The organism is Methylobacterium crusticola, assembly GCF_003574465.1.
GTDB lineage: Bacteria > Pseudomonadota > Alphaproteobacteria > Rhizobiales > Beijerinckiaceae > Methylobacterium > Methylobacterium crusticola.
In genome coordinates this window covers 16182-34376 of the sequence record NZ_KZ984621.1, presented here as the reverse complement: position 1 = coordinate 34376, position 18195 = coordinate 16182, and the positions used below count along the sequence as shown (strand labels likewise).

Here is an 18195-nt window from a genome sequence, read left to right as displayed (position 1 = left end):
CCCGGGCCGCCGCCGCCTCGGCCACCGCGGCGAGGCCGGAGGCGTTGCGGCCGGTGTGCAGGACGAGGCCCCGGTCCGGGCCGGCGAGCGCCAGGGCGGCGGCGCGGCCGATGCCGCTGCCGGCGCCCGTCACCAGGGCGACGCGGGCCGGCGCCGTCACCGGGGCGCTCCGGCGCCGTCGCGCCGGTGGAAGTGGCTCAGGAAGGCCCGGGTCTCGGGCTCCCGCGGGGCGTCGATGAGGGCGCGGGCCGCCCCCTCCTCCACCACCACGCCGTCGCGCAGGAACACGGCCCGGTCCGCCACCTCGCGGGCGAAGGCGATCTCGTGCGTGACGATCACCATGGTCATGCCGTCCGCCGCGAGGGCGCGCATCACCGCCAGCACCTCGCCGACGAGCTCCGGGTCGAGGGCGGAGGTGGCCTCGTCGAACAGCATCACCTCCGGCTCCATGGCGAGGGCCCGGGCGATGGCGACGCGCTGCTTCTGCCCGCCCGAGAGCCGGCTCGGGTACTGGTCGGCCTTGTCGGCGAGGCCGACCTTGGCGAGGAGCGCCCGCGCCAGCGCCTCCGCGTCGGGCCGCCGCATGCGCCGGACCGTGAGCGGCCCCTCCATCACGTTGGCGAGGGCCGTGCGGTGCGGGAAGAGGTTGAAGTGCTGGAACACCATGCCGGTGTTGGCCCGGAAGCGCGCGAGCGCCCGGGTGCCGGGCAGGCGCGCGCCCGCCCCGAAGGCGAAGCGGTCGGCCCCGACCCGCACGGTGCCGGCATCCGGCACCACCAGGAGGTTGATGCAGCGCAGGAGCGTCGACTTGCCCGAGCCCGACGGCCCGATCAGCGCCACGACGCCCCCGGGCTCGACGCGCAGCGACACGTCCTTGAGCACGACCTGCGCGCCGAACTGCTTGCGCAGGGACGCGATCTCGATCTTCGGGGCCGTGCCGGCCTCGGTCTCCATCCGGCCTCCTCAATCGCTCGTGGCGAGGCGCTTCTCGCCCCGGCGCACCACCCAGGTCAGCGGGAACAGCGCCGCGAAGTACAGGACCGCCACCAGGGTGTAGATCTCGAGGGGCCGGTAGCTGTCGTGGGCCGCGACCTGCCCCTGGTAGAGCAGGTCCGGCACCGCCAGCACCGAGACCAGCGAGGTGTTCTTGAACTGGATGATCGACTGGTTCATCAGCGGCGGCACCATGCGCTTGAGGGCCTGCGGCAGGATCACCCGCCGCATGCTCTGGCCCGGCGTCATGCCGAGGGCCGCCCCGGCCTCGGCCTGGCCCGGGTCGATCGACACGATGCCGCCCCGGATGATCTCGGCGTAGAACGAGCCGCCGTAGAGCGACAGCGCCAGGACCGAGGCCGTCACGGCCGAGATCTCGATCCCCGCCAGGATCGGCAGGGCGTAGTAGAACCAGACGAGCTGAACGAGGAGCGGCGTGCACCGGAAGACCTCGATGTAGGCGCCGGCGCCCCAGCGCAGCGGTGCGAGGCGCGACAGCTTGGCGAGGCCCGCCAGGAGCCCGGCGGCGAGCCCGATCGCCACGATCGCCGCCGTGAACGCCACGGTGACGCCGAGCCCCTGGACGAACAGCCAGCGATAGGCCCAGAGGGCGCCGAAATCCCAGGCGTACATCAGGCCGCCCCGCCCCGCCGCGCCCCGCTCACAGCGACAGGCCGGCCGGCATGTCGGCCTCGGTGACGCCGACGAGCTCCATGTTCGACACGATGGTCTGGCGGATGAAGCCCAGGCCCTTGTTGTAGTCGATCCAGGTGTTGACGAAGTCGCGCAGCGTCTTGTCGCGCTCGCGCCGGAAGCCGGCATTCGAGGTGGTGGAGAAGACCGGGCTCGGCACCACGAGCTGGCCGAGGGCGGGGTTCTTCTTCAGGACCGTGAGGGCGAGCATCAGGATCAGGCACTGGGCGTCGACCCGGCCGGTCTGGAGCGCGATGGTGGCCTCGTCCGCGGCCTTGAAGCGCACGACCTGCGCCTTGGGGCAGAGCCGGCTCACGACCTGGTCGTGCGAGGAGCCGACGTCGACCGCGATCTTCACCTCCGGGCTGTTCAGCTCGGCCCAGGACCGGGCCTTGAAGTCCTTCCTGGCGACGATCGTGAAGGCGTTGTTGAAGACCGGCACCGAGAAATCGACCACGAGCGCCCGCTTCGGGGTCGGGTTGAGGCCGAAGAACAGGTCGATCTTGTTGGCCTGCAGGTCGAGGACCGAGTTGCCCCAGGTGGTCTCGGTGAGCTCCAGCTCCGCCTCCATCTCGGCGGCGAGCGCCTTGGCCATGTCGACGTAGAAGCCGCGCCACTGCCCGCTGGCAAGGTCCTTGTGGTAGTAGGGCGCCCCGCCCGCCACCGCCCCGGTGCGCAGCTTCTTCGTGCGCCGGATGCGCTCGAAGGTGCTCTCGGGCGCGTCCTCGGCGAGGGCCGGGGCGGCGAGGCTCCCGAGGCCTGCGGCCGCGAGGGTGCCGGCCCCGATCAGGCCTGCCAGCGATCTGCGCGAAATCATGGATCCTCACTCCGGGTCGGACGTCTCGGGGGAAGCGTAGCATTCGGCGGGCCAACGCTCACGCGACTTCGCGGGCAGGGCGGCAGTCCCGCGGGGCCGGGGCCGGTGGACCGGATCGGGCCGCCTCCCCGCGCGGCGCCGATCCGGCCCGCCGGCCCGTCACTCCCCGGACCCGCGCCCCGGCCGCGCCTCCTGGGGCGTGTAGTCCATCGTGGCGAAGCCGCCGCCCTGGAGCGTGCGGGCGACCGGGTCGAGGGGGTTCTCGCGGGCGAGGATCTCGGCGGCGTAGTCCTCGGCGGACTGGGCGGGCCGGTAGCCGATCGCCGCGGCGGCGGCGTTGTCCCAGTAGCTGCGCGGGTTGTCCGACACGCCCCAGACCGCGAGGTAGCCGGGCACCGGCGCGGTGACGCTGCACAGGACGAGCCGGGCGAGGTCGTCGTGGCCGAGCCAGGTCGAGAGGTGGCGGAACTCCGTCGGCCGCGGCAGGGCGCTGCCGATGCGCAGCGCCACTCCCTCGATGCCGTGCCGGTCCCAGTACATCCGCCCCATCCCCTCGCCCCAGGCCTTGCTCAGGCCGTAGACGCCGTCCGGCCGGAACGGCGCGTCGGCCGTGAGGCGCTCGGTGACCGGGTGCATGCCGAAGGCGTGGTTGGAGCTGGCGAACACCACGCGCCGCAGCCGGTGGCGCCGGGCGCCCTCGTAGACCTGGTGCAGGGCCACGAGGTTGTTCTCGATCACCTCCGGCAGGGGCCGCTCGACGCTGGTGCCCGCCATGTGGACCAGGACCTCGGTGCCCGCGAGCAGGCGGTCGACGGCGTCCGGGTCGCGCAGGTCGCCCGTCGTCACCGCCTCGGCGTCCGACAGGGGCTCCAGGCGGGACGGTCCGCCGCCCGAGCGCAGGCTGTGGCCCGCCGCCAGCAGCCGCGGCCGCAGCACGGTCCCGATCTGGCCTCCTGCACCCGACAGCGCGATCCTGATCATGGCGGCATCCTCCCCCGGCCTGCGCGATGGACGCGCCCATCATGGGCGCTCGCGGGTGCCCGCGTCGAGGCGCGGGTGCCCGCGTCGAGGCGCGGGTGCCCGCGTCGAGGCGCGGAGATCCCGCGGGATCCGGCGGCCGGGCGGCCGGCGGCCGGGCGGGCCGCGGGGCGGTCGCGGACGGGCCCGCCGATGGGGTAGGGTCGGCGCCGGCTCCCCGGAGCCGGCCGAGAGGGCTGCCAGCAGGAGGACGCGACCCGTGTGGACACCGACGCAGCGGTATCCCGACCCCGCCATCGAGATCCTGGACCCCGCCTTCGCGCGCTACCGCGTGTTCAGCGCCGGCGTCGAGCGCCTCGCCACCGGCTTCCGCTGGTGCGAGGGCCCGGTCTGGTTCGGCGACGGCCGCTACCTCCTGTGGAGCGACATCCCCAACAACCGCATCCTGCGCCTCGACGAGGAGAGCGGGGCGGTCGGGGTCTTCCGCCGGCCGTCGAACTTCGCCAACGGCAACACCCGCGACCGGCAGGGCCGGCTCGTCACCTGCGAGCACGGCGGGCGCCGGGTCACCCGCACGGAGTACGACGGCGCCGTCACGGTGCTGGCCGACCGCCACGAGGGCAAGCGCCTGAACTCGCCGAACGACGTGGTGGTGGCCTCCGACGGCGCGGTCTGGTTCACCGATCCGCCCTTCGGCATCCTCGGCCACTACGAGGGCGAGCGGGCCGAGCCCGAACTGCCCCAGAACGTCTACCGGATCGACGGCGAGACGGGGGCGCTCGAGGCGGTCGCGACCGATCTCGCCGGGCCGAACGGCCTCTGCTTCTCGCCCGACGAGCGCATCCTCTACCTCGTCGAGTCCCGGGCGACGCCGAACCGGCGCATCCTGGCCTTCGACGTCGCCGACGGCCGCCGGCTGACCGGCCGGCGCGTCCACGTCGACGCCGGCCCGGGCACGCCGGACGGATTCCGCTGCGATGTCGACGGCAACCTCTGGTGCGGCTGGGGCATGGGCGAGGATGCCCTCGACGGGGTCATGGTCTTCGACCCCGGGGGGCGCCTGATCGGGCGCATCCGCCTGCCGGAGCGTTGCGCCAACCTCTGCTTCGGCGGCCGCCACCGCAACCGCCTGTTCATGGCGGCGAGCCAGTCCCTCTACGCGCTCTACGTCGACACCCAGGGATGCGCCGGCGGCTAGGTCGGCCCGCCGACGGGAACGCCGGCCCGGCGCGGGGGCGCGCGCCACGGCGCGGACCTGCTCGCGGCCCCCCCCGAGGGCGCCGCGACCAGGCGCCGCCCAGGCTCAGGGCCGCCGTCCCGCGACCACGAGGCAGAGGAGCTCGAACAGCACCTGCGCGCCACACTGCGCGGTGTTGCTGGTGGCGTCGTATTGCGGCGCCACCTCGACGACGTCGCCGCCGACCACGGGCAGGCCGGCGAGGCCCCGCAGCAGCGCGAGCACCTCCCGGGGCGTGAGGCCGCCCATCTCGGGCGTGCCGGTGCCGGGGGCGAAGCCCGGATCGAGGCTGTCGACGTCGAAGGAGACGTAGACCGGCCCCTCCCCGGCGACCTCCCGGGCCCGGGCGATCACGGCGGGCAGGCCCAGCCCCGGCACCTCCTCGGCGTGGATCACGGTCATGCCCGAGACCGTGGAGAACTCCCACAGGTACTCGGCCCCGCCCCGGATGCCGATCTGGATCGTGCGCGCGGGGTCGAGCACGCCGTCGAGCACGGCCTGCCGGAACGGCCCGCCGTGGTGGAACTTCGAGCCCTCGTAGATGCCGCCCGTGTCGCAATGGGCGTCGATGTGGATCATGCCGACCGGGCGCTCGGCCCCGACCGCCCGCAGGATCGCCCGGCTGATCGAGTGGTCGCCCCCGACCGCGAGCGGGACCACGCCGGCCCCGACCACCCCGGCGAAGAAGGCCTCGATGTCCTCGTGGCAGCTCTCGAGCGAGAAGCGGCTGCGGAACGGCACGTCGCCGATATCCGCGGCCCGGCACTCCGCCGCCGGGGTCATGCGCAGGACGTGCTCGTAGGGGCCGATGCGCTCGACGGACCGCACGGCGCGGGGCCCGAGCCGGGCGCCGGCCCGGTTGGTGACGCCGAGGTCCATCGGCACCCCGATCAGCGCCACGTCGAGCCCGCCGAAATCCGGGAGCGTCGCGGCCTCGGGCCGGAACGGCAGGCCGAGGAACGTCGCCGGGTCGGCGAAGGGCCACTTGCGCCGGTCGCTCTCGCTGAACTGCTGGGCCGCCGCCCGGGCGAAGTCGGGGTCGTCGATGTCGCCCCCGGTCGCCCCGAGGTAGCGGGCCCGGAGGGCTTCGAGCTTGGCGTGGTCCATGGGCGGGGACGCTCCCGGGAGACGTCCGCGGCGGCGCCCGTGAGCGGTGCCGCGCGGACCGGCGCGACACTCTGGCGGCCGGCCCTCGCGCCGCGCGCGCCCGGCGTGCCCTCAGGTCGCGCTGCCGGGGCGCACTGAACGACGATCGGCGCATCGTGGCAAGCGCGTCGTGCGGGCAGCGGCTGCCGCCCGGGCGGGCACCCGGCGGGCCCCGGGCGCCCAGCCCGGCGCCCCCCGGCGGGCCCCGGGCCTCACGGCTCCGCGTCGGGCTGGCGGGCCGGCACCGCGTCGGCGAAGGCCGGGAGCGCGAGCGCCGCCGCCTCGGCGGCGAGCAGGCGCGGGTACCGCGCGACGTCGACCCCGAAGCGGCGGGCGTTGCCGAGCTGGGGCACGAGGCAGAGGTCGGCGAGGCCCGGCGCCGCCCCGAAGCAGAACGGGCCCGGCTCCGCCGCCGCCATCGCCTCGCAGGCGCCGAGGCCCTCCCGGTTGACCCAGGCCGCCCACTCGACGACGGCGGCCTCCTCGAGCCCGAGCCCGCGCAGGCGCGCCAGCACCTTCAGGTTCTGCACCGGGTGCGTGTCGCAGGCCACCGCCAGGGCGAAGGCCCGCACCCGCGCCCGGCGCAAGGGGTCCCCGGGCAGGAGCGGCGGCTCGGGATGCGTCTCGTCCAGCCACTCGAGGATGGCGAGGGACTGCGTCAGCGCCGTCCCGTCGGCGAACTGGAGCGTCGGCACCAGCCCCTGCGGGTTCAGCGCCACGTAGTCCGGCGCCCGCTGCTCGCCGCGGCGCAGGTGGTGGGGCACGTGCTCGACCCCGATCCCCTTCAGGTTCAGGGCGATGCGCACCCGCCAGGCGGCGCTGCTGCGAAAATAGCCGTGTAGCCGCATCGGTCTCTCTCCCCCGGGGGCGCCTCGTCCCCGACCGCATCACGGGAACGGGGCGCGAAATCAAGGCGCCGGGCGCCGGTTCGGCGACCCGCGGGCGGGCACGAAGGCCCGCCCGCACGGTGGCTTGCGCGAATGGCGTGCGCGGTGGGCTGCCCATCGAATCGGCTTGCGCCCCGCCTCACGCCGTGCTCGCCTGAGGCGGGCGGCGATCGGGGAGCACGGGACGATGCGGGACGGATACGCGGGGTCGGCCAGCCGCCGGGCCATTCTCGCCGGCGGCGGCGCGGCGCTGCTCGGGGCCGCCCTCGGCGGACCGGCGCGCGCCGCCAAGGCGAGGCCCGTCGCGGTCGCCCTGGTGGCCTCGGTGCCGATCGAGCAGCAGTGGATCAGCCGCATCCACCTCGCCCTCAAGGCGGCGGAGGCCCGCGGCGACGTCACCTACGTGTACTCGGAGAACGTCGCCAACACGGATGCCGAGCGGGTGATCCGCGAGTACGCCGAGGGCAGGAAGGACCTGATCGTCGGCGAGGCCTTCGGGCTCGAGCGGCCGGCCCGCAAGATCGCGGGCGACTACAAGGCGACGGCCTTCCTGATGGGCTCGTCCTTCCCGCAGGCCGCGCCCAACTTCTCGGTCTTCGACAACTACATCCAGGACGCCTCGTACCTCACCGGCATCGTGGCCGGCAAGGAGACCCGGACCAACCTCATCGGCATGGTCGGCGGCTACGCGATCCCCGAGGTGAACCGCCTGATGCAGGCCTTCATGGCCGGCGCGAAGTCGGTCAACCCGGACGTCAGATTCCTGGTCTCGTTCATCAACTCCTGGTACGACCCGCCCAAGGCGAAGGAGACCGCCTTCGCGATGATCGAGCGCCGGGCCGACGTGCTCTACGCCGAGCGCTTCGGCGTCTCCGACGCCGCCAAGGAGCGCGGCGTCAAGGCGATCGGCAACGTCATCGACACGGCCGCGCAGTATCCCGGCACCGTCATCGCCTCGGCGCTCTGGAACATGCAGCCGACCATCGACCGGGCGGTCGGCAAGGTGATCGACGGCTCCTTCGCGGCGGAGAATTACGGGCCCTGGAGCCACATGGACAAGGGCGGCTGCTCGCTGGCGCCCCTCGACCCCCGGCTCGTGCCCCAGGCGGTGATCGACATGGTGCTGGCCCGGGAGGCGGAGATCCGCAGCGGGGCCTTCCCGGTCGCCGTGAACGATGCCGAGCCGAAGTCGACGGCCTGATTTCCGGCGCGCGCGTGCCCGGCGCGGCGCCCCACGCCCCCGTCGTCCTCGAGCTGCGCGGCATCACCAAGCGCTTCGGCGGGGTGCTGGCCAACGACGCCATCGACCTCGACCTGAGGCGGGGCGAGATCCTGGCGCTGCTGGGCGAGAACGGCGCCGGCAAGACCACCCTGATGAACATCCTGTTCGGCCACTACACGGCCGATGCCGGCAGCGTGCGGGTGGCGGGCGCCGACGGGCGGCTCGCCCCCCTGCCGCCGGGCCGGCCCCGCGCCGCGCTGCGCGCCGGCATCGGCATGGTGCACCAGCACTTCGCCCTGGCGGACGCCCTGAGCGGCCTCGACAACGTGACGCTCGGCACCGAGCCGCTGTGGCGCCCCCGCCGCCGGCTGGCGCAGGCCCGCCGCCGCCTCGACGGCCTGATGCGGGATTCGGGCCTCGCCGTCGACCTCGACGTGCCGACCGGGCGCCTCGGGGTCGGCGAGCGCCAGCGGGTCGAGATCCTCAAGGCCCTCTACCGGGACGTGCGGGTGCTGATCCTCGACGAGCCGACGGCCGTGCTGACGCCGGCCGAGAGCGAGGGGCTGTTCGCGATCCTGCGGAACCTGGCCGGGCGCGGCCTCGCGGTGGCGTTCATCTCGCACAAGCTCGGCGAGGTGGTCGCCGGCAGCGACCGGGTCGCGGTCCTGCGCGCCGGCCGCAAGGTGGCCGAGCGCCCGACCGCGGGCGCCGACCGGGCCGCCCTCGCCGCCCTGATGGTCGGGCGCGCGGTCCAGCCCTCCCGGCGCACGCCCCGGGCGCCCGGCCCCGAGGTGCTGGCGCTCGCGGCCGTCACGGTGGCGGGCGAGGGCGCCCGCAACCGCCTGGAGGGGGCCTCCCTGACGGTGCGGGCCGGCGAGATCGTCGGGATCGCGGGCGTCGCCGGCAACGGGCAGGCGGCCCTGGCCCGGCTCCTCTGCGGGCTCGCGCGCCCGTCCGCCGGCAGCCTTCACCTGCACGGCCGGGCCCTGACGCGCTTCGACCCCGGCAGCTTCGTGCGCGGCGGCGTCGGCCGCATCCCGGAGGACCGCCACCACGAGGGCGCGGTCCCGGCGATGTCGGTGGCCGAGAACATCGCCATCGAGGGCATCCGCACCCGCTTCCAGCGCGCCGGCCTGCTGCGGCTCGATGCCATCGCGGCGCGGGCGCGGGAGGCCATCGCGGCCTACGGGATCCGCGCGCCCGGCCCCGACGCGCCGATCCGGCTCCTCTCCGGCGGCAACATGCAGAAGGCGATCCTCGCCCGCGCCCTCGACGGCGAGCCCGCCCTGATCCTCGCCGCGCAGCCGACCCGGGGCCTCGACGTCGGCGCCGTCGCGGAGATCCACGCCCGCCTCCTCGCCGCCCGGGCGCGCGGCGCCGCCACGGTCCTGATCTCGGAGGACCTCGACGAGCTCTTCGCCCTCTGCGACCGCATCGCCGTCATGGTGCATTCCCGCCTCTCCCCGGCGCTGCCGGCCGAGAGCCTCGACCTGACGCGGCTCGGGCTGATGATGGCCGGCCAGGATCCGGCGGCCTCGCTCGAGACGAGCGCCTGACGCGCCGCGGCGGCCCGCACGGGCGCGGCCCGCCGGCGTGATCTCGGCCCTGACGGGGTCACGGCCGCCCCGACCCTTGCCCGGACCAGTCCCGACGCCGGCGCTCCTCCTCGCCCGGGCCGGAACCGACGGCTTCTGCCCGTCGCCGGCAGAGGAGCGCGACCGGCACCGGAGTGCACGCAGTCCGGGAAACGCGATCAGAATCCGCGCAGGGCCCCGTCATGCGCGGCGACGCCACGCCCGCCTCGGGCCTCCCCGCGCGGCGCCGCGTCCGTGTATGCTCGCGCTTCCGACCGGAGCCCCGCCGTGATCCGCCTCCAGCCCCGCACCGAGACCCCTGCCCTCCTCCGCCTCGCGGTGCCGGTCGCGGCGGCCCTCGTGGCCCTGGCCCTGGCGGCGCTGCCCCTGGCGCTCGCCGGCGCGCCGGTGCTGCGGGCCTACGCCAGCATGGCGCAGGGCGCGCTCGGCTCGCGCTTCGCCCTGACCGAGGTGGTGACCCGCGCGACGCCCCTGATCCTCACGGGCCTCGCCGCCGCCGTGGCGTTCCGGGCCCGGCTCTACAACATCGGGGCGGAGGGGCAGCTCTACGCCGGGGCGCTCGCGGCCGTGGCGGTCGGCGCGGGCGCCGTCGCGGCGCCCCCCGCCCTCCTCGTGCCCCTGGTCCTGCTCGCGGGCGCCCTCGCGGGGGCCGCCCTGATGCTGGGGCCGACCCTGGCCCGGGTCCTGCTCGGGGCCGACGAGGTCGTGACCACGCTGCTCCTCAACTTCGTGGTCCTGCTCCTGGTGCAGATGATGATCGAGGGCCCGATGAAGGATCCGATGAGCCTCGGCTGGCCGCAATCCGAGCCCCTGGCCGACGCCGCCCTGCTGCCGAAGCTCGTGGAGCGGACGCGGCTCCACGCCGGGCTGCTGGTGGCGCTCGCCGCCGCCCTCCTGACCCACCTCCTCCTCGCCCGCACGGTGGCGGGCTTCGCGATCCGGGCGGTCGGCGCGTCGAGCCCGGCGGCGCGCTTCGCCGGGCTGCCCGTCGCCGGCACGCTCGTCGGCGTCGGCGCCCTCTCGGGGGCGCTCGCGGGCCTCGCCGGCGCCGGCGAGGTCGCGGGCGTGAAGGGCTTCCTCGCCGCGGACCTCTCGCCCGGCTACGGCTACGCCGGCATCGTGGTGGCGATGCTGGCCGGGCTCTCGCCCCTCGGCACCGTCGCGGCGGCGCTGTTCGTCGCCGCGGTGTTCGTGGGCGCCGACTCGATGAGCCGGGCCATCGGGGTGTCGAGCTACATCGCCAACCTGATCGTCGCCATGGCGCTGATCGCCGTCCTGGTGGCCGGATTGCTCACCCGCTACCACGTGCGCCTCGCGCCCGGGCCGGCCGCCCGATGAGCGTCCTCGACATCCTGCTCACCCTGCCGTTCTGGACCGCGGCCCTGCGGATCGCCACGCCGCTGATCTTCGGGGTCGCGGGCGCGGTCCTGTGCGAGCGGGCGGGCGTCCTCAACCTCGGCATCGAGGGCATCATGACGGCGGGCGCCATGACGGGCTGGCTCGCGGTCCATCTCGGGGCGGGGCTGTGGGGGGGCGTGCTCGCGGCCGCCCTCACGGGGGCGCTGCTCGGGCTCCTGCTCGCGGGCCTCACCGTGACGCTCGGCCTGTCGCAGCACGTGAGCGGGCTCGCGGTGACGCTCCTTGCCACCAGCGCGGCCTATTTCGGCTACCGCCTCGCCCTGCCGGGCGCCGAGACGCCGCCCCGGATCGTGCCCTTCGCCCCCCTGGCCCTGCCGCTCCTCTCCGACCTGCCGGTCCTGGGCCCAGTCCTGTTCCGGCAGACCGCGCTCACGCTCCTCGCCCTCGGGGCGATCGCCGGCCTCGCGCTGTTCCTCGCCCGCACCCCGCTCGGCCTCGCCCTGCGGGCGGTGGGCGAGAACCCGGCCGCCGTCGAGGCGCAGGGCATCGACGTCCACCGCCTGCGCGCCGGCGCCGTCGTGGCGGGCTCCGCCCTGATGGCGCTCGGGGGCGCCTTCCTGACGCTCTCGGCCTTCAACGCCTTCTTCTTCGAGATGGTGGCGGGCCGGGGCTGGATCTGCATCGCGCTCACGGTCTTCGCCGGCTGGCGGCCCGGCAAGGCGCTGCTCGGCGCCGTGCTGTTCGGGGCCTTCGACGCCTTCCAGGTCCGGCTCCAGCAGGTCGCGGGCGGCGCCGTGCCGGGCCAGGTCTTCCTGATGCTGCCCTACCTCCTCTCCATCGCGGCCCTCCTGGCGGGCGCCCGCAACGCCCGGGCGCCCAAGGCCCTGATGGTCCCGTTCATCCGCGGCGAGCGCTGAGGACAGCCATGGACATCGACCTCCTCGTCCGGAACGCCACCCTGCCGGACGGCCGCACCGGCCAGGACATCGCCGTCGCGGGCGGCCGCATCGCCGCCATCGCGCCGGCGATCCCGGCGGCCGGGCGGCAGGAGATCGACGCCGGCGGCCTGCTCGTGGCGCCCCCCTTCGTCGATTGCCACTTCCACATGGACGCGACGCTCTCCCTCGGGCAGCCCCGGCTCAACCGGTCGGGCACGCTGCTCGAGGGCATCGCGCTCTGGGGCGAGCTCAAGCCCCTGCTCACCCACGAGGCGGTGGTGGAGCGCGCCCTGCGCTACTGCGACCTCGCGGTGGCGCAGGGGCTGCTCGCCGTGCGCAGCCACGTCGACGTCTGCGACGACCGGCTGCTCGCCGTCGACGCGCTCCTCGAGGTCAAGCGCCGGGTCGCGCCCTACCTCGACCTCCAGCTCGTCGCCTTCCCGCAGGACGGCTACCTGCGCTCCCCCACCGCCGCGCAGAACCTCGTGCGCGCCCTCGACCGCGGCGTCGAGGTGGTGGGCGGCATCCCGCATTTCGAGCGCACCATGGCGGACGGCGCCGCCTCCGTGCGGGCGCTGTGCGAGATCGCCGCCGCGCGCGGCCTGCGGGTCGACATGCACTGCGACGAGAGCGACGACCCGCTCTCGCGCCACGTCGAGACCCTGGCGGCCGAGACCCGGCGCCTCGGGCTGTCCGGCCGGGTGGCGGGCTCGCACCTGACCTCGATGCACTCGATGGACACCTACTACGTCTCGAAGCTCATGGCCCTGATGGCGGAGGCGGCGCTCCACGTGGTGGCCAACCCCCTCATCAACATCGTGATCCAGGGCCGCCACGACACCTACCCGAAGCGGCGCGGCCTCACCCGGGTGCCCGAGCTGCGCGAGCAGGGGCTGACGGTCGCCTTCGGGCAGGATTGCTGCATGGACCCCTGGTACAGCCTGGGCCACGCCGACATGCTCGACGTCGCCCATATGGGCCTGCACGTCGCCCAGATGACGGGCCGGGACGCCATGCGGGCCTGCTTCGAGGCCGTGACCACGGACGCCGCCGCCGTGATGGGGCTCGCCGATTACGGGCTGCACACCGGCGCCCACGGCGACCTCGTGCTGCTCCAGGCCCGCGACCCCATCGAGGCGATCCGCCTGCGCGCCACCCGGCTCGCGGTGGTGCGCCGCGGGCGGATCATCGCCCGCACGCCGCCGCGCCGGGCGGCGCTCGACCTCGAGGGGCGGCCCGGCGCGGTCGACCCGGCCGCCTACGCGCCCGGGTGAGGCGCCTCACCCGAACAGGTCCGGGTGCTCCGCCTCGATCCGCGGCAGCGCCCGCAGGATCTCGGTCAGGTGGTGGCGCATCGCCGCCGCCGCCGCGTCCGCGTCCCGGGCATCAATGGCCGCCAGGATCGCCCGGTGCTGGTCCACGAGCGGCCGCATGGCGGCGGCGTCCGGCAGGGTGAGCTGGCAGGCCCGGTCGAGATGGGCCTTCACGTCCTGCACCGCCTCCCAGGCGAGGGGGCAGCCGGCGCCCTCCGCGAGGGCCGCGTGGAACAGCGCGTCGGCGCGCTGGAAGCCGGCATGGTCGCCGCCGGCGGCCGTGCGGGCCTGGACCTCCAGCACCGCGTCGATCCGGCGCCGGATCGCCGCGTCGAAGCCCTCGCACGCCCGGCGCGCCACCGCGGTCTCGATCGCCTCCCGGACGAAGCGCGCCTGCATCAGCCGCGCCACCGAGATCTTGACGACCACGGTCCCGCGCTGGGGCAGCACCTCCACGAGGCGGGTGCGCGAGAGGCCGATGAAGGCCTCGCGCACCGGCTGGCGCGAGACGCCGTGCCGGGCCGCGATCTCCTGCTCGGACAGGCGCGCCCCCGGCGCCACCTCGAGCGCGATGATCGAGCGGCGCAGGGCCGCCTCCACCCGCTCCGCCGCCGAGCCCACCGGCGCCTTCGCCACCTCCAGCATCATTCGTCCTTCACAGCGCGCCCGGATTATGCATACACTACCATACAAGTTCGCTGCCCCGCCAGAAGGGCGCCGAAGGTGGAGGAACCCCCGTGACGCATTCCCGCCCGACCCGCCGCGCCGTCACCCTCGGCCTCGGCCTCGCGGCCGGCGCGCTCTCGCGCCCGCGCGGGGCGGCGGCCGCCCCCGTGAGCCTGCGGCTCTCCTCCTCGCTGCCGGCCGACCCGAACTCGGCGCACTGGCTCTGGTACGACCGCTTCACCGCGAGCCTGAAGGCCAAGGCCGGCGACGCCGTGCAGGTGCGCTACTTCCCCGACAACCAGCTCGGCAAGGAATCGGACGTCGTCGGCTCGGTGAAGCTCGGCGTCGTCGACATGATGATCTCGGGATCCTCGATCTGGTCGACGCTGGCGCCCGAGATCGGCGTCCTCGACCTCGGCTACCTGTTCCCCACCATGGACAGCGCCGGCCGCGTGCTCGACGGTCCCGCGGGCGAGCAGCTCAGCCGGCTCTTCTCCGACCGGATCGGCGTCAAGGTGCTGAGCTGGGGCTACAGCCTGGGGGGCCGCAACGTCACGGCGCGCGAGCCCGCCGCCACCCCGGCGGCCCTGCGGGGCAAGAAGATCCGGGTCCTGCCGGTGGCGAACTTCGTCGCCACCCTGAAGGCCATGGGCGCCTCGCCCACGCCGATGTCCCTCGGCGAGGTCTACACCGCCCTCCAGACCGGCGTGATCGACGGCATGGAGCACGACGCGCCGACGATCCTCGCCCTCAAGGCCTACGAGGTCGCCCGGCACATCTCGCTGACCCAGCACATCTGCAACCCGCAGACCATCGTCATCGGCAACCGGGCCTTCAACAAGGTCCCGGCCGAGCACCGCGACGCCTTCCTGGCCGCCGCCGCGGAGGCGACCCAGTTCCAGCGCAGCCAGGCGGCCACCATCGAGGCGAAGGCCCTCGCCACCCTCAAGGGCAACGGCGTCACCGTGCACGAGTGCGACCGCGCCGCCTTCCGGGCCCTGGTGACCCCGCTCTGGGACGAGTTCGCCAGGAGCTACCCGGCGACGAAGCCGATCCTCTCGGCCATCACCCAGGCCTGAGCGCCGGGCCCGCGACCCCGCCGCCCGGCCGGGGCGCGGCGCCGGGGCGCGCCGACCCGCCCCGGCGCGGGCCCCTGCGTCCATCGCGCGTCCATCCGCGCCCGACGAGATCCGAAGGGAGTGCCTGCATGCTGGCCGAGACCCGCCCGGCGGAGCCCTACGCCGCCCTGCCCGCCCGCCGCCCGTTCCTCAGGACCGTCACCGACAGCCTGCTGCGCACCGTGCAGGTGCTGGCGGCCCTGGCGCTGGCGGCCGACCTCCTGGTGGTGGCCGCCGCCGTGCTGTGGCGCTTCCTGTTCGGCGACTCGCTCGAATGGGCGGACGAGGTCGCCCGCATGCTGCTGATCCTGGTGGCCTTCCTGGGCGGCGCCGCGGCGGTGGCCCACGGCCAGCACGTCGGCATCCGGATCGTCCGCGATTCGGTGCCGGAGGGCGGGCGCCGGCTCATGGAGGCGGGCGGCCTCCTGGTCGAGCTCGGCGTCGCCCTGGCGCTCGCCGCCTGCGCGGTCTCCTACGCGGGCACCGCCGCCACCCAGGTCACGCCCTTCGGGCTGCCCCAGAACCTGTTCATCTACCCGCTGGTGATGGGCGGGGCCTGCATGGCGGTGTTCATCGGCGCGCGGCTCGCCGCCTGCCGGCTCGCCGACATCGCGCTCGCCGCCCTCGCGCTCGCGGCCCTCGCGGGCGCCGTCTGGCTCTGGTCGGCGGCCCTGCCGGGCCTCGCGCCGAGCCCCCTCGCGCTCCTGCTCCTCGGCTTCGCGCTGGCGCTGGGCTCGGGCATCCCGATCGCCTTCGCGCTCTCGGCCGGCGCGCTGGTCTTCCTCGCCGCCGACGGCAACATCGACCCGGCGGTGTTCGCCCAGCAGGCCTCGAGCGGCATCGACAACTTCGTGCTCCTGGCGATCCCGTTCTTCGTGCTGACGGGCCTCGCCATGGAGGTGAACGGCATGTCGGTGCGGCTGATCGAGCTCCTGCGCCGCGCCGTCGGCGAGCGCCGGGGCGGGCTCGGCATCGTCACCATCCTGGCGATGGTGCTGTTCTCGGGCATCTCCGGCTCGAAGCTCGCCGACGTGACCGCGGTCGGCACCGTGACGATCCCGGCCATGCGGCGCTCGGGCCAGGACCCCTGCGAGGGCGTGGCGCTCCTCGCGGCGAGCGCCGTGATGGCGGAGACGATCCCGCCCTGCATCAACCTGATCATCCTCGGCTACGTCGCCAACCTGTCGATCGGCGGGCTGTTCGCGGCCGGCATCCTGCCGGCGGCCCTCATGGCGGCCGCCCTGATCCTCGGGGTCGTGGTCCTGTCGGCCCGCACCCGCCCGGTGCCGGTCGAGCGCTCGGCCCACAGCCTGCGCCACCTCCTGTGGTCGAGCGCCGTCAGCCTCGGGGTGATCGTGATCATCTTCGGGGGCTACCGCTCGGGCTTCGCCACCGCCACGGAGATCGGCGCCTTCGCGGTGGTGTACGCGCTCGCGGTCGGGGCGCTGTGCTTCCGCGAGCTCGACTGGCGCACCGCCGGGGCCCTGTTCGTGCGCTCCGCGACCCTTGCCGGGATGATCCTGTTCGTGGTCGCGGCCTCCCAGACCATCGCGTTCTCGCTCACCATCGACCAGGTGCCCCACGCGCTCGCCGAGGCGATGATCGCGGTCAGCCACGGCGGCGGGGCCTGGATCTTCCTGATCGTCTCGATCCTGCTCCTCATCGTGATGGGGGCGGCCCTGGAGGGGGCGCCGGCCCTCATCATCTTCGGCCCCCTGCTCCTGCCGGTGGCGCAGACCTTCGGCATCGCGCCCCTGCATTACGGGATCGTGCTGATCATCGCGATGGGCCTCGGCCTGTTCGCGCCGCCCCTGGGCCTCGGCCTCTACACCTCCTGCGCGGTCGGGGGCGTGTCGCTCGAGGGCACCGTGCGGCCCATCGCCAAGTACCTGCTGCTGCTCTTCGGCTGCCTCGTGCTCATCGCCTTCGTGCCCGAGATCACGATGGCGCTGCCGCGCAGCCTCGGCTTCGTGAAGTGAGGGCGCGACGATGACGCGACGGGGTCAGGTGTTCACCCGCGGGGCGGACGTGCCGTGGGAGCCCGCGGGCGCGGGGGTGCGCCGCCAGGTGCTGGCGCACGACGACGGCGTGATGCTGGTGCGCGTGGCGTTCGAGGCGGGCGCCGCGGGCCCGGCCCACAGCCATCCGCACGTGCAGTGCACGCTCGTCGAGAGCGGGGTGTTCGACGTCACCATCGCGGGGGAGACCGCGCGCCTGGCGGCCGGCGACACCTTCCTGGTCCCCTCCGGCGCGGTCCACTCCGCGCTGGCGGTCGAGGCCGGGGCCCTGACGGACGTGTTCACGCCGATGCGCGAGGACTTCGTGTGAGGCGGTCTCCCTCGGATCCGCCGGCGGAACCCGCCCCCTCCGCGGCCTCGCGGACGACGCGCCCCGCCGGCTCCCGCGGGGCGAGGCCGGCCGTGACCGCCCGGACCGGGCGGCCGTGACCGCCCGGACCGGGCGGCCGAGGGCGCGCACGCCCCGGCTCAGGACCGGGCCGGGATCTCGAGCCCGCGCTGCACGGCGGGCCGGGCGAGGCCGCGCTCGAGCCAGGCGGGCACGTGGGCGAGGTCGTCGAAGCCCACGAGGTCGCGCGCCTCGTAGAACCCGATCAGGTTGCGCACCCAGCCGAGGAGGGCGATGTCGGCGATCGTGTAGTCCTCGCCCATGATCCAGTCCCGCCCGGCGAGCCGCGCCTCGAGGACGCCGAGCAGGCGCTTCGACTCGTCGCGGTAGCGCCCGAGGGGACGCTTGTCGTCGATCTCGCGCCCGGCGAACTTGTGGAAGTAGCCGAGCTGCCCGAACATCGGCCCGACCGCGGCCATCTGGAAGAAGACCCACTGCGTCGTCTCGTAGGCCGCCGCCGGGTCGGCGGGCAGGAGGCGGCCGGTCTTCTGGGCGAGGTAGAGCAGGATCGCGCCGGATTCGAACAGGCCGAGCGGCCGCCCCCCCGGGCCGTCCGGGTCGACGATCGCCGGGATCTTGCCGTTGGGATTGAGCGAGAGGAATTCCGGCGTCCAGGTCTCGTCGCGGCCGATATTGACCGCGTGCGGCTCGTAGGGGAGCCCGAGCTCCTCCAGGGCGATCGAGACCTTGACGCCGTTGGGCGTCGGCCAGGAGTAGAGCTGGAGCCGGTCGGGATGCCGGGCGGGCCAGCGCGCGGTGATCGGGAAGGCGGACAGGTCTGGCATCGCGGTGCTCCATCGTGGCGAGGCGGGCGACACTAGGGCGGC

17 protein-coding genes are annotated in these 18195 nt (G+C 74.9%); 9 read left to right on the top strand and 8 right to left on the bottom strand.

The window, feature by feature from the left end:
• Positions 1–156 precede the first annotated feature (156 nt).
• The 4 genes from DT057_RS02225 to DT057_RS02210 form a co-directional block, all read right to left on the bottom strand.
• Positions 157–954, bottom strand: coding sequence for an amino acid ABC transporter ATP-binding protein (locus tag DT057_RS02225; RefSeq protein WP_128560496.1), 798 nt, complete (start codon positions 952–954; stop codon positions 157–159).
• Between the two features lie 9 nt (positions 955–963).
• Positions 964–1626 (bottom strand): amino acid ABC transporter permease, encoded by a 663-nt coding sequence (locus DT057_RS02220; protein ID WP_128560495.1) that lies wholly within the window; start codon positions 1624–1626, stop codon positions 964–966.
• Between the two features lie 28 nt (positions 1627–1654).
• Positions 1655–2503, bottom strand: coding sequence for a transporter substrate-binding domain-containing protein (locus DT057_RS02215; protein ID WP_128560494.1), 849 nt, complete (start codon positions 2501–2503; stop codon positions 1655–1657).
• Positions 2504–2662: 159 nt separating this feature from the next.
• Positions 2663–3484: an NAD-dependent epimerase/dehydratase family protein gene (locus DT057_RS02210; RefSeq protein WP_128560493.1), complete on the bottom strand. Its 822-nt coding sequence runs from the start codon at positions 3482–3484 to the stop codon at positions 2663–2665.
• Positions 3485–3740: 256 nt separating this feature from the next.
• Here DT057_RS02210 and DT057_RS02205 point away from each other — a divergent pair, with 256 nt between their 5' ends.
• Positions 3741–4679 carry an SMP-30/gluconolactonase/LRE family protein gene (locus DT057_RS02205; protein WP_128560492.1) on the top strand — a complete coding sequence of 313 codons (939 nt, stop codon included), beginning with the start codon at positions 3741–3743 and terminating at the stop codon, positions 4677–4679.
• Positions 4680–4784: 105 nt separating this feature from the next.
• Here DT057_RS02205 and speB read toward each other — a convergent pair whose 3' ends face one another.
• Positions 4785–5825, bottom strand: a complete 1041-nt coding sequence (speB, locus tag DT057_RS02200; RefSeq protein ID WP_128560491.1) for an agmatinase — start codon at positions 5823–5825, stop codon at positions 4785–4787.
• 251 nt (positions 5826–6076) lie between these two features.
• Entirely contained in the window at positions 6077–6712 is a 636-nt protein-coding gene (gene maiA / locus DT057_RS02195) for a maleylacetoacetate isomerase (RefSeq protein ID WP_128560490.1), read from the bottom strand.
• 226 nt (positions 6713–6938) lie between these two features.
• Between maiA and DT057_RS02190 the strand changes: the two genes are divergently transcribed.
• The 5 genes from DT057_RS02190 to DT057_RS02170 all read left to right on the top strand — a co-directional run bounded on the left by DT057_RS02190 (position 6939) and on the right by DT057_RS02170 (position 13139).
• The gene (locus DT057_RS02190; protein WP_128560489.1) at positions 6939–7952 is read left to right on the top strand and encodes a BMP family protein; all 1014 of its coding nucleotides are present in this window, start codon (positions 6939–6941) and stop codon (positions 7950–7952) included.
• A gap of 14 nt (positions 7953–7966) precedes the next feature.
• Positions 7967–9529 carry an ABC transporter ATP-binding protein gene (locus DT057_RS02185; RefSeq protein ID WP_128560488.1) on the top strand — a complete coding sequence of 521 codons (1563 nt, stop codon included), beginning with the start codon at positions 7967–7969 and terminating at the stop codon, positions 9527–9529.
• Between the two features lie 306 nt (positions 9530–9835).
• Positions 9836–10906 carry an ABC transporter permease gene (locus DT057_RS02180; RefSeq protein WP_128560487.1) on the top strand — a complete coding sequence of 357 codons (1071 nt, stop codon included), beginning with the start codon at positions 9836–9838 and terminating at the stop codon, positions 10904–10906.
• The gene (locus DT057_RS02175) at positions 10903–11844 is read left to right on the top strand and encodes an ABC transporter permease (protein WP_128560486.1); all 942 of its coding nucleotides are present in this window, start codon (positions 10903–10905) and stop codon (positions 11842–11844) included. The genes DT057_RS02180 and DT057_RS02175 overlap by 4 nt, the downstream gene beginning before the upstream one ends.
• 8 nt (positions 11845–11852) lie before the next feature.
• Positions 11853–13139 carry an amidohydrolase family protein gene (locus tag DT057_RS02170; protein WP_128560485.1) on the top strand — a complete coding sequence of 429 codons (1287 nt, stop codon included), beginning with the start codon at positions 11853–11855 and terminating at the stop codon, positions 13137–13139.
• Positions 13140–13145: 6 nt separating this feature from the next.
• Here the strand turns inward: DT057_RS02170 and DT057_RS02165 are convergent, their stop codons facing one another.
• A complete protein-coding gene (locus DT057_RS02165; protein WP_128560484.1) occupies positions 13146–13826 on the bottom strand; it encodes a GntR family transcriptional regulator in 681 nt (226 codons plus the stop codon).
• An 89-nt stretch (positions 13827–13915) separates the two neighbouring features.
• Between DT057_RS02165 and DT057_RS02160 the strand changes: the two genes are divergently transcribed.
• The 3 genes from DT057_RS02160 (at position 13916) to DT057_RS02150 (ending at position 17290) form a co-directional block, all read left to right on the top strand.
• On the top strand, positions 13916–14923 hold the full coding sequence (locus DT057_RS02160) for a TRAP transporter substrate-binding protein (protein WP_162501292.1): 1008 nt from the start codon (positions 13916–13918) through the stop codon (positions 14921–14923).
• Between the two features lie 128 nt (positions 14924–15051).
• A complete protein-coding gene (locus DT057_RS02155; RefSeq protein ID WP_128560482.1) occupies positions 15052–16941 on the top strand; it encodes a TRAP transporter large permease in 1890 nt (629 codons plus the stop codon).
• A 10-nt stretch (positions 16942–16951) separates the two neighbouring features.
• Positions 16952–17290 carry a cupin domain-containing protein gene (locus tag DT057_RS02150; RefSeq protein WP_128560481.1) on the top strand — a complete coding sequence of 113 codons (339 nt, stop codon included), beginning with the start codon at positions 16952–16954 and terminating at the stop codon, positions 17288–17290.
• A 158-nt stretch (positions 17291–17448) separates the two neighbouring features.
• Here the strand turns inward: DT057_RS02150 and DT057_RS02145 are convergent, their stop codons facing one another.
• On the bottom strand, positions 17449–18153 hold the full coding sequence (locus DT057_RS02145; RefSeq protein ID WP_128560480.1) for a glutathione S-transferase family protein: 705 nt from the start codon (positions 18151–18153) through the stop codon (positions 17449–17451).
• Positions 18154–18195: the final 42 nt, after the last annotated feature.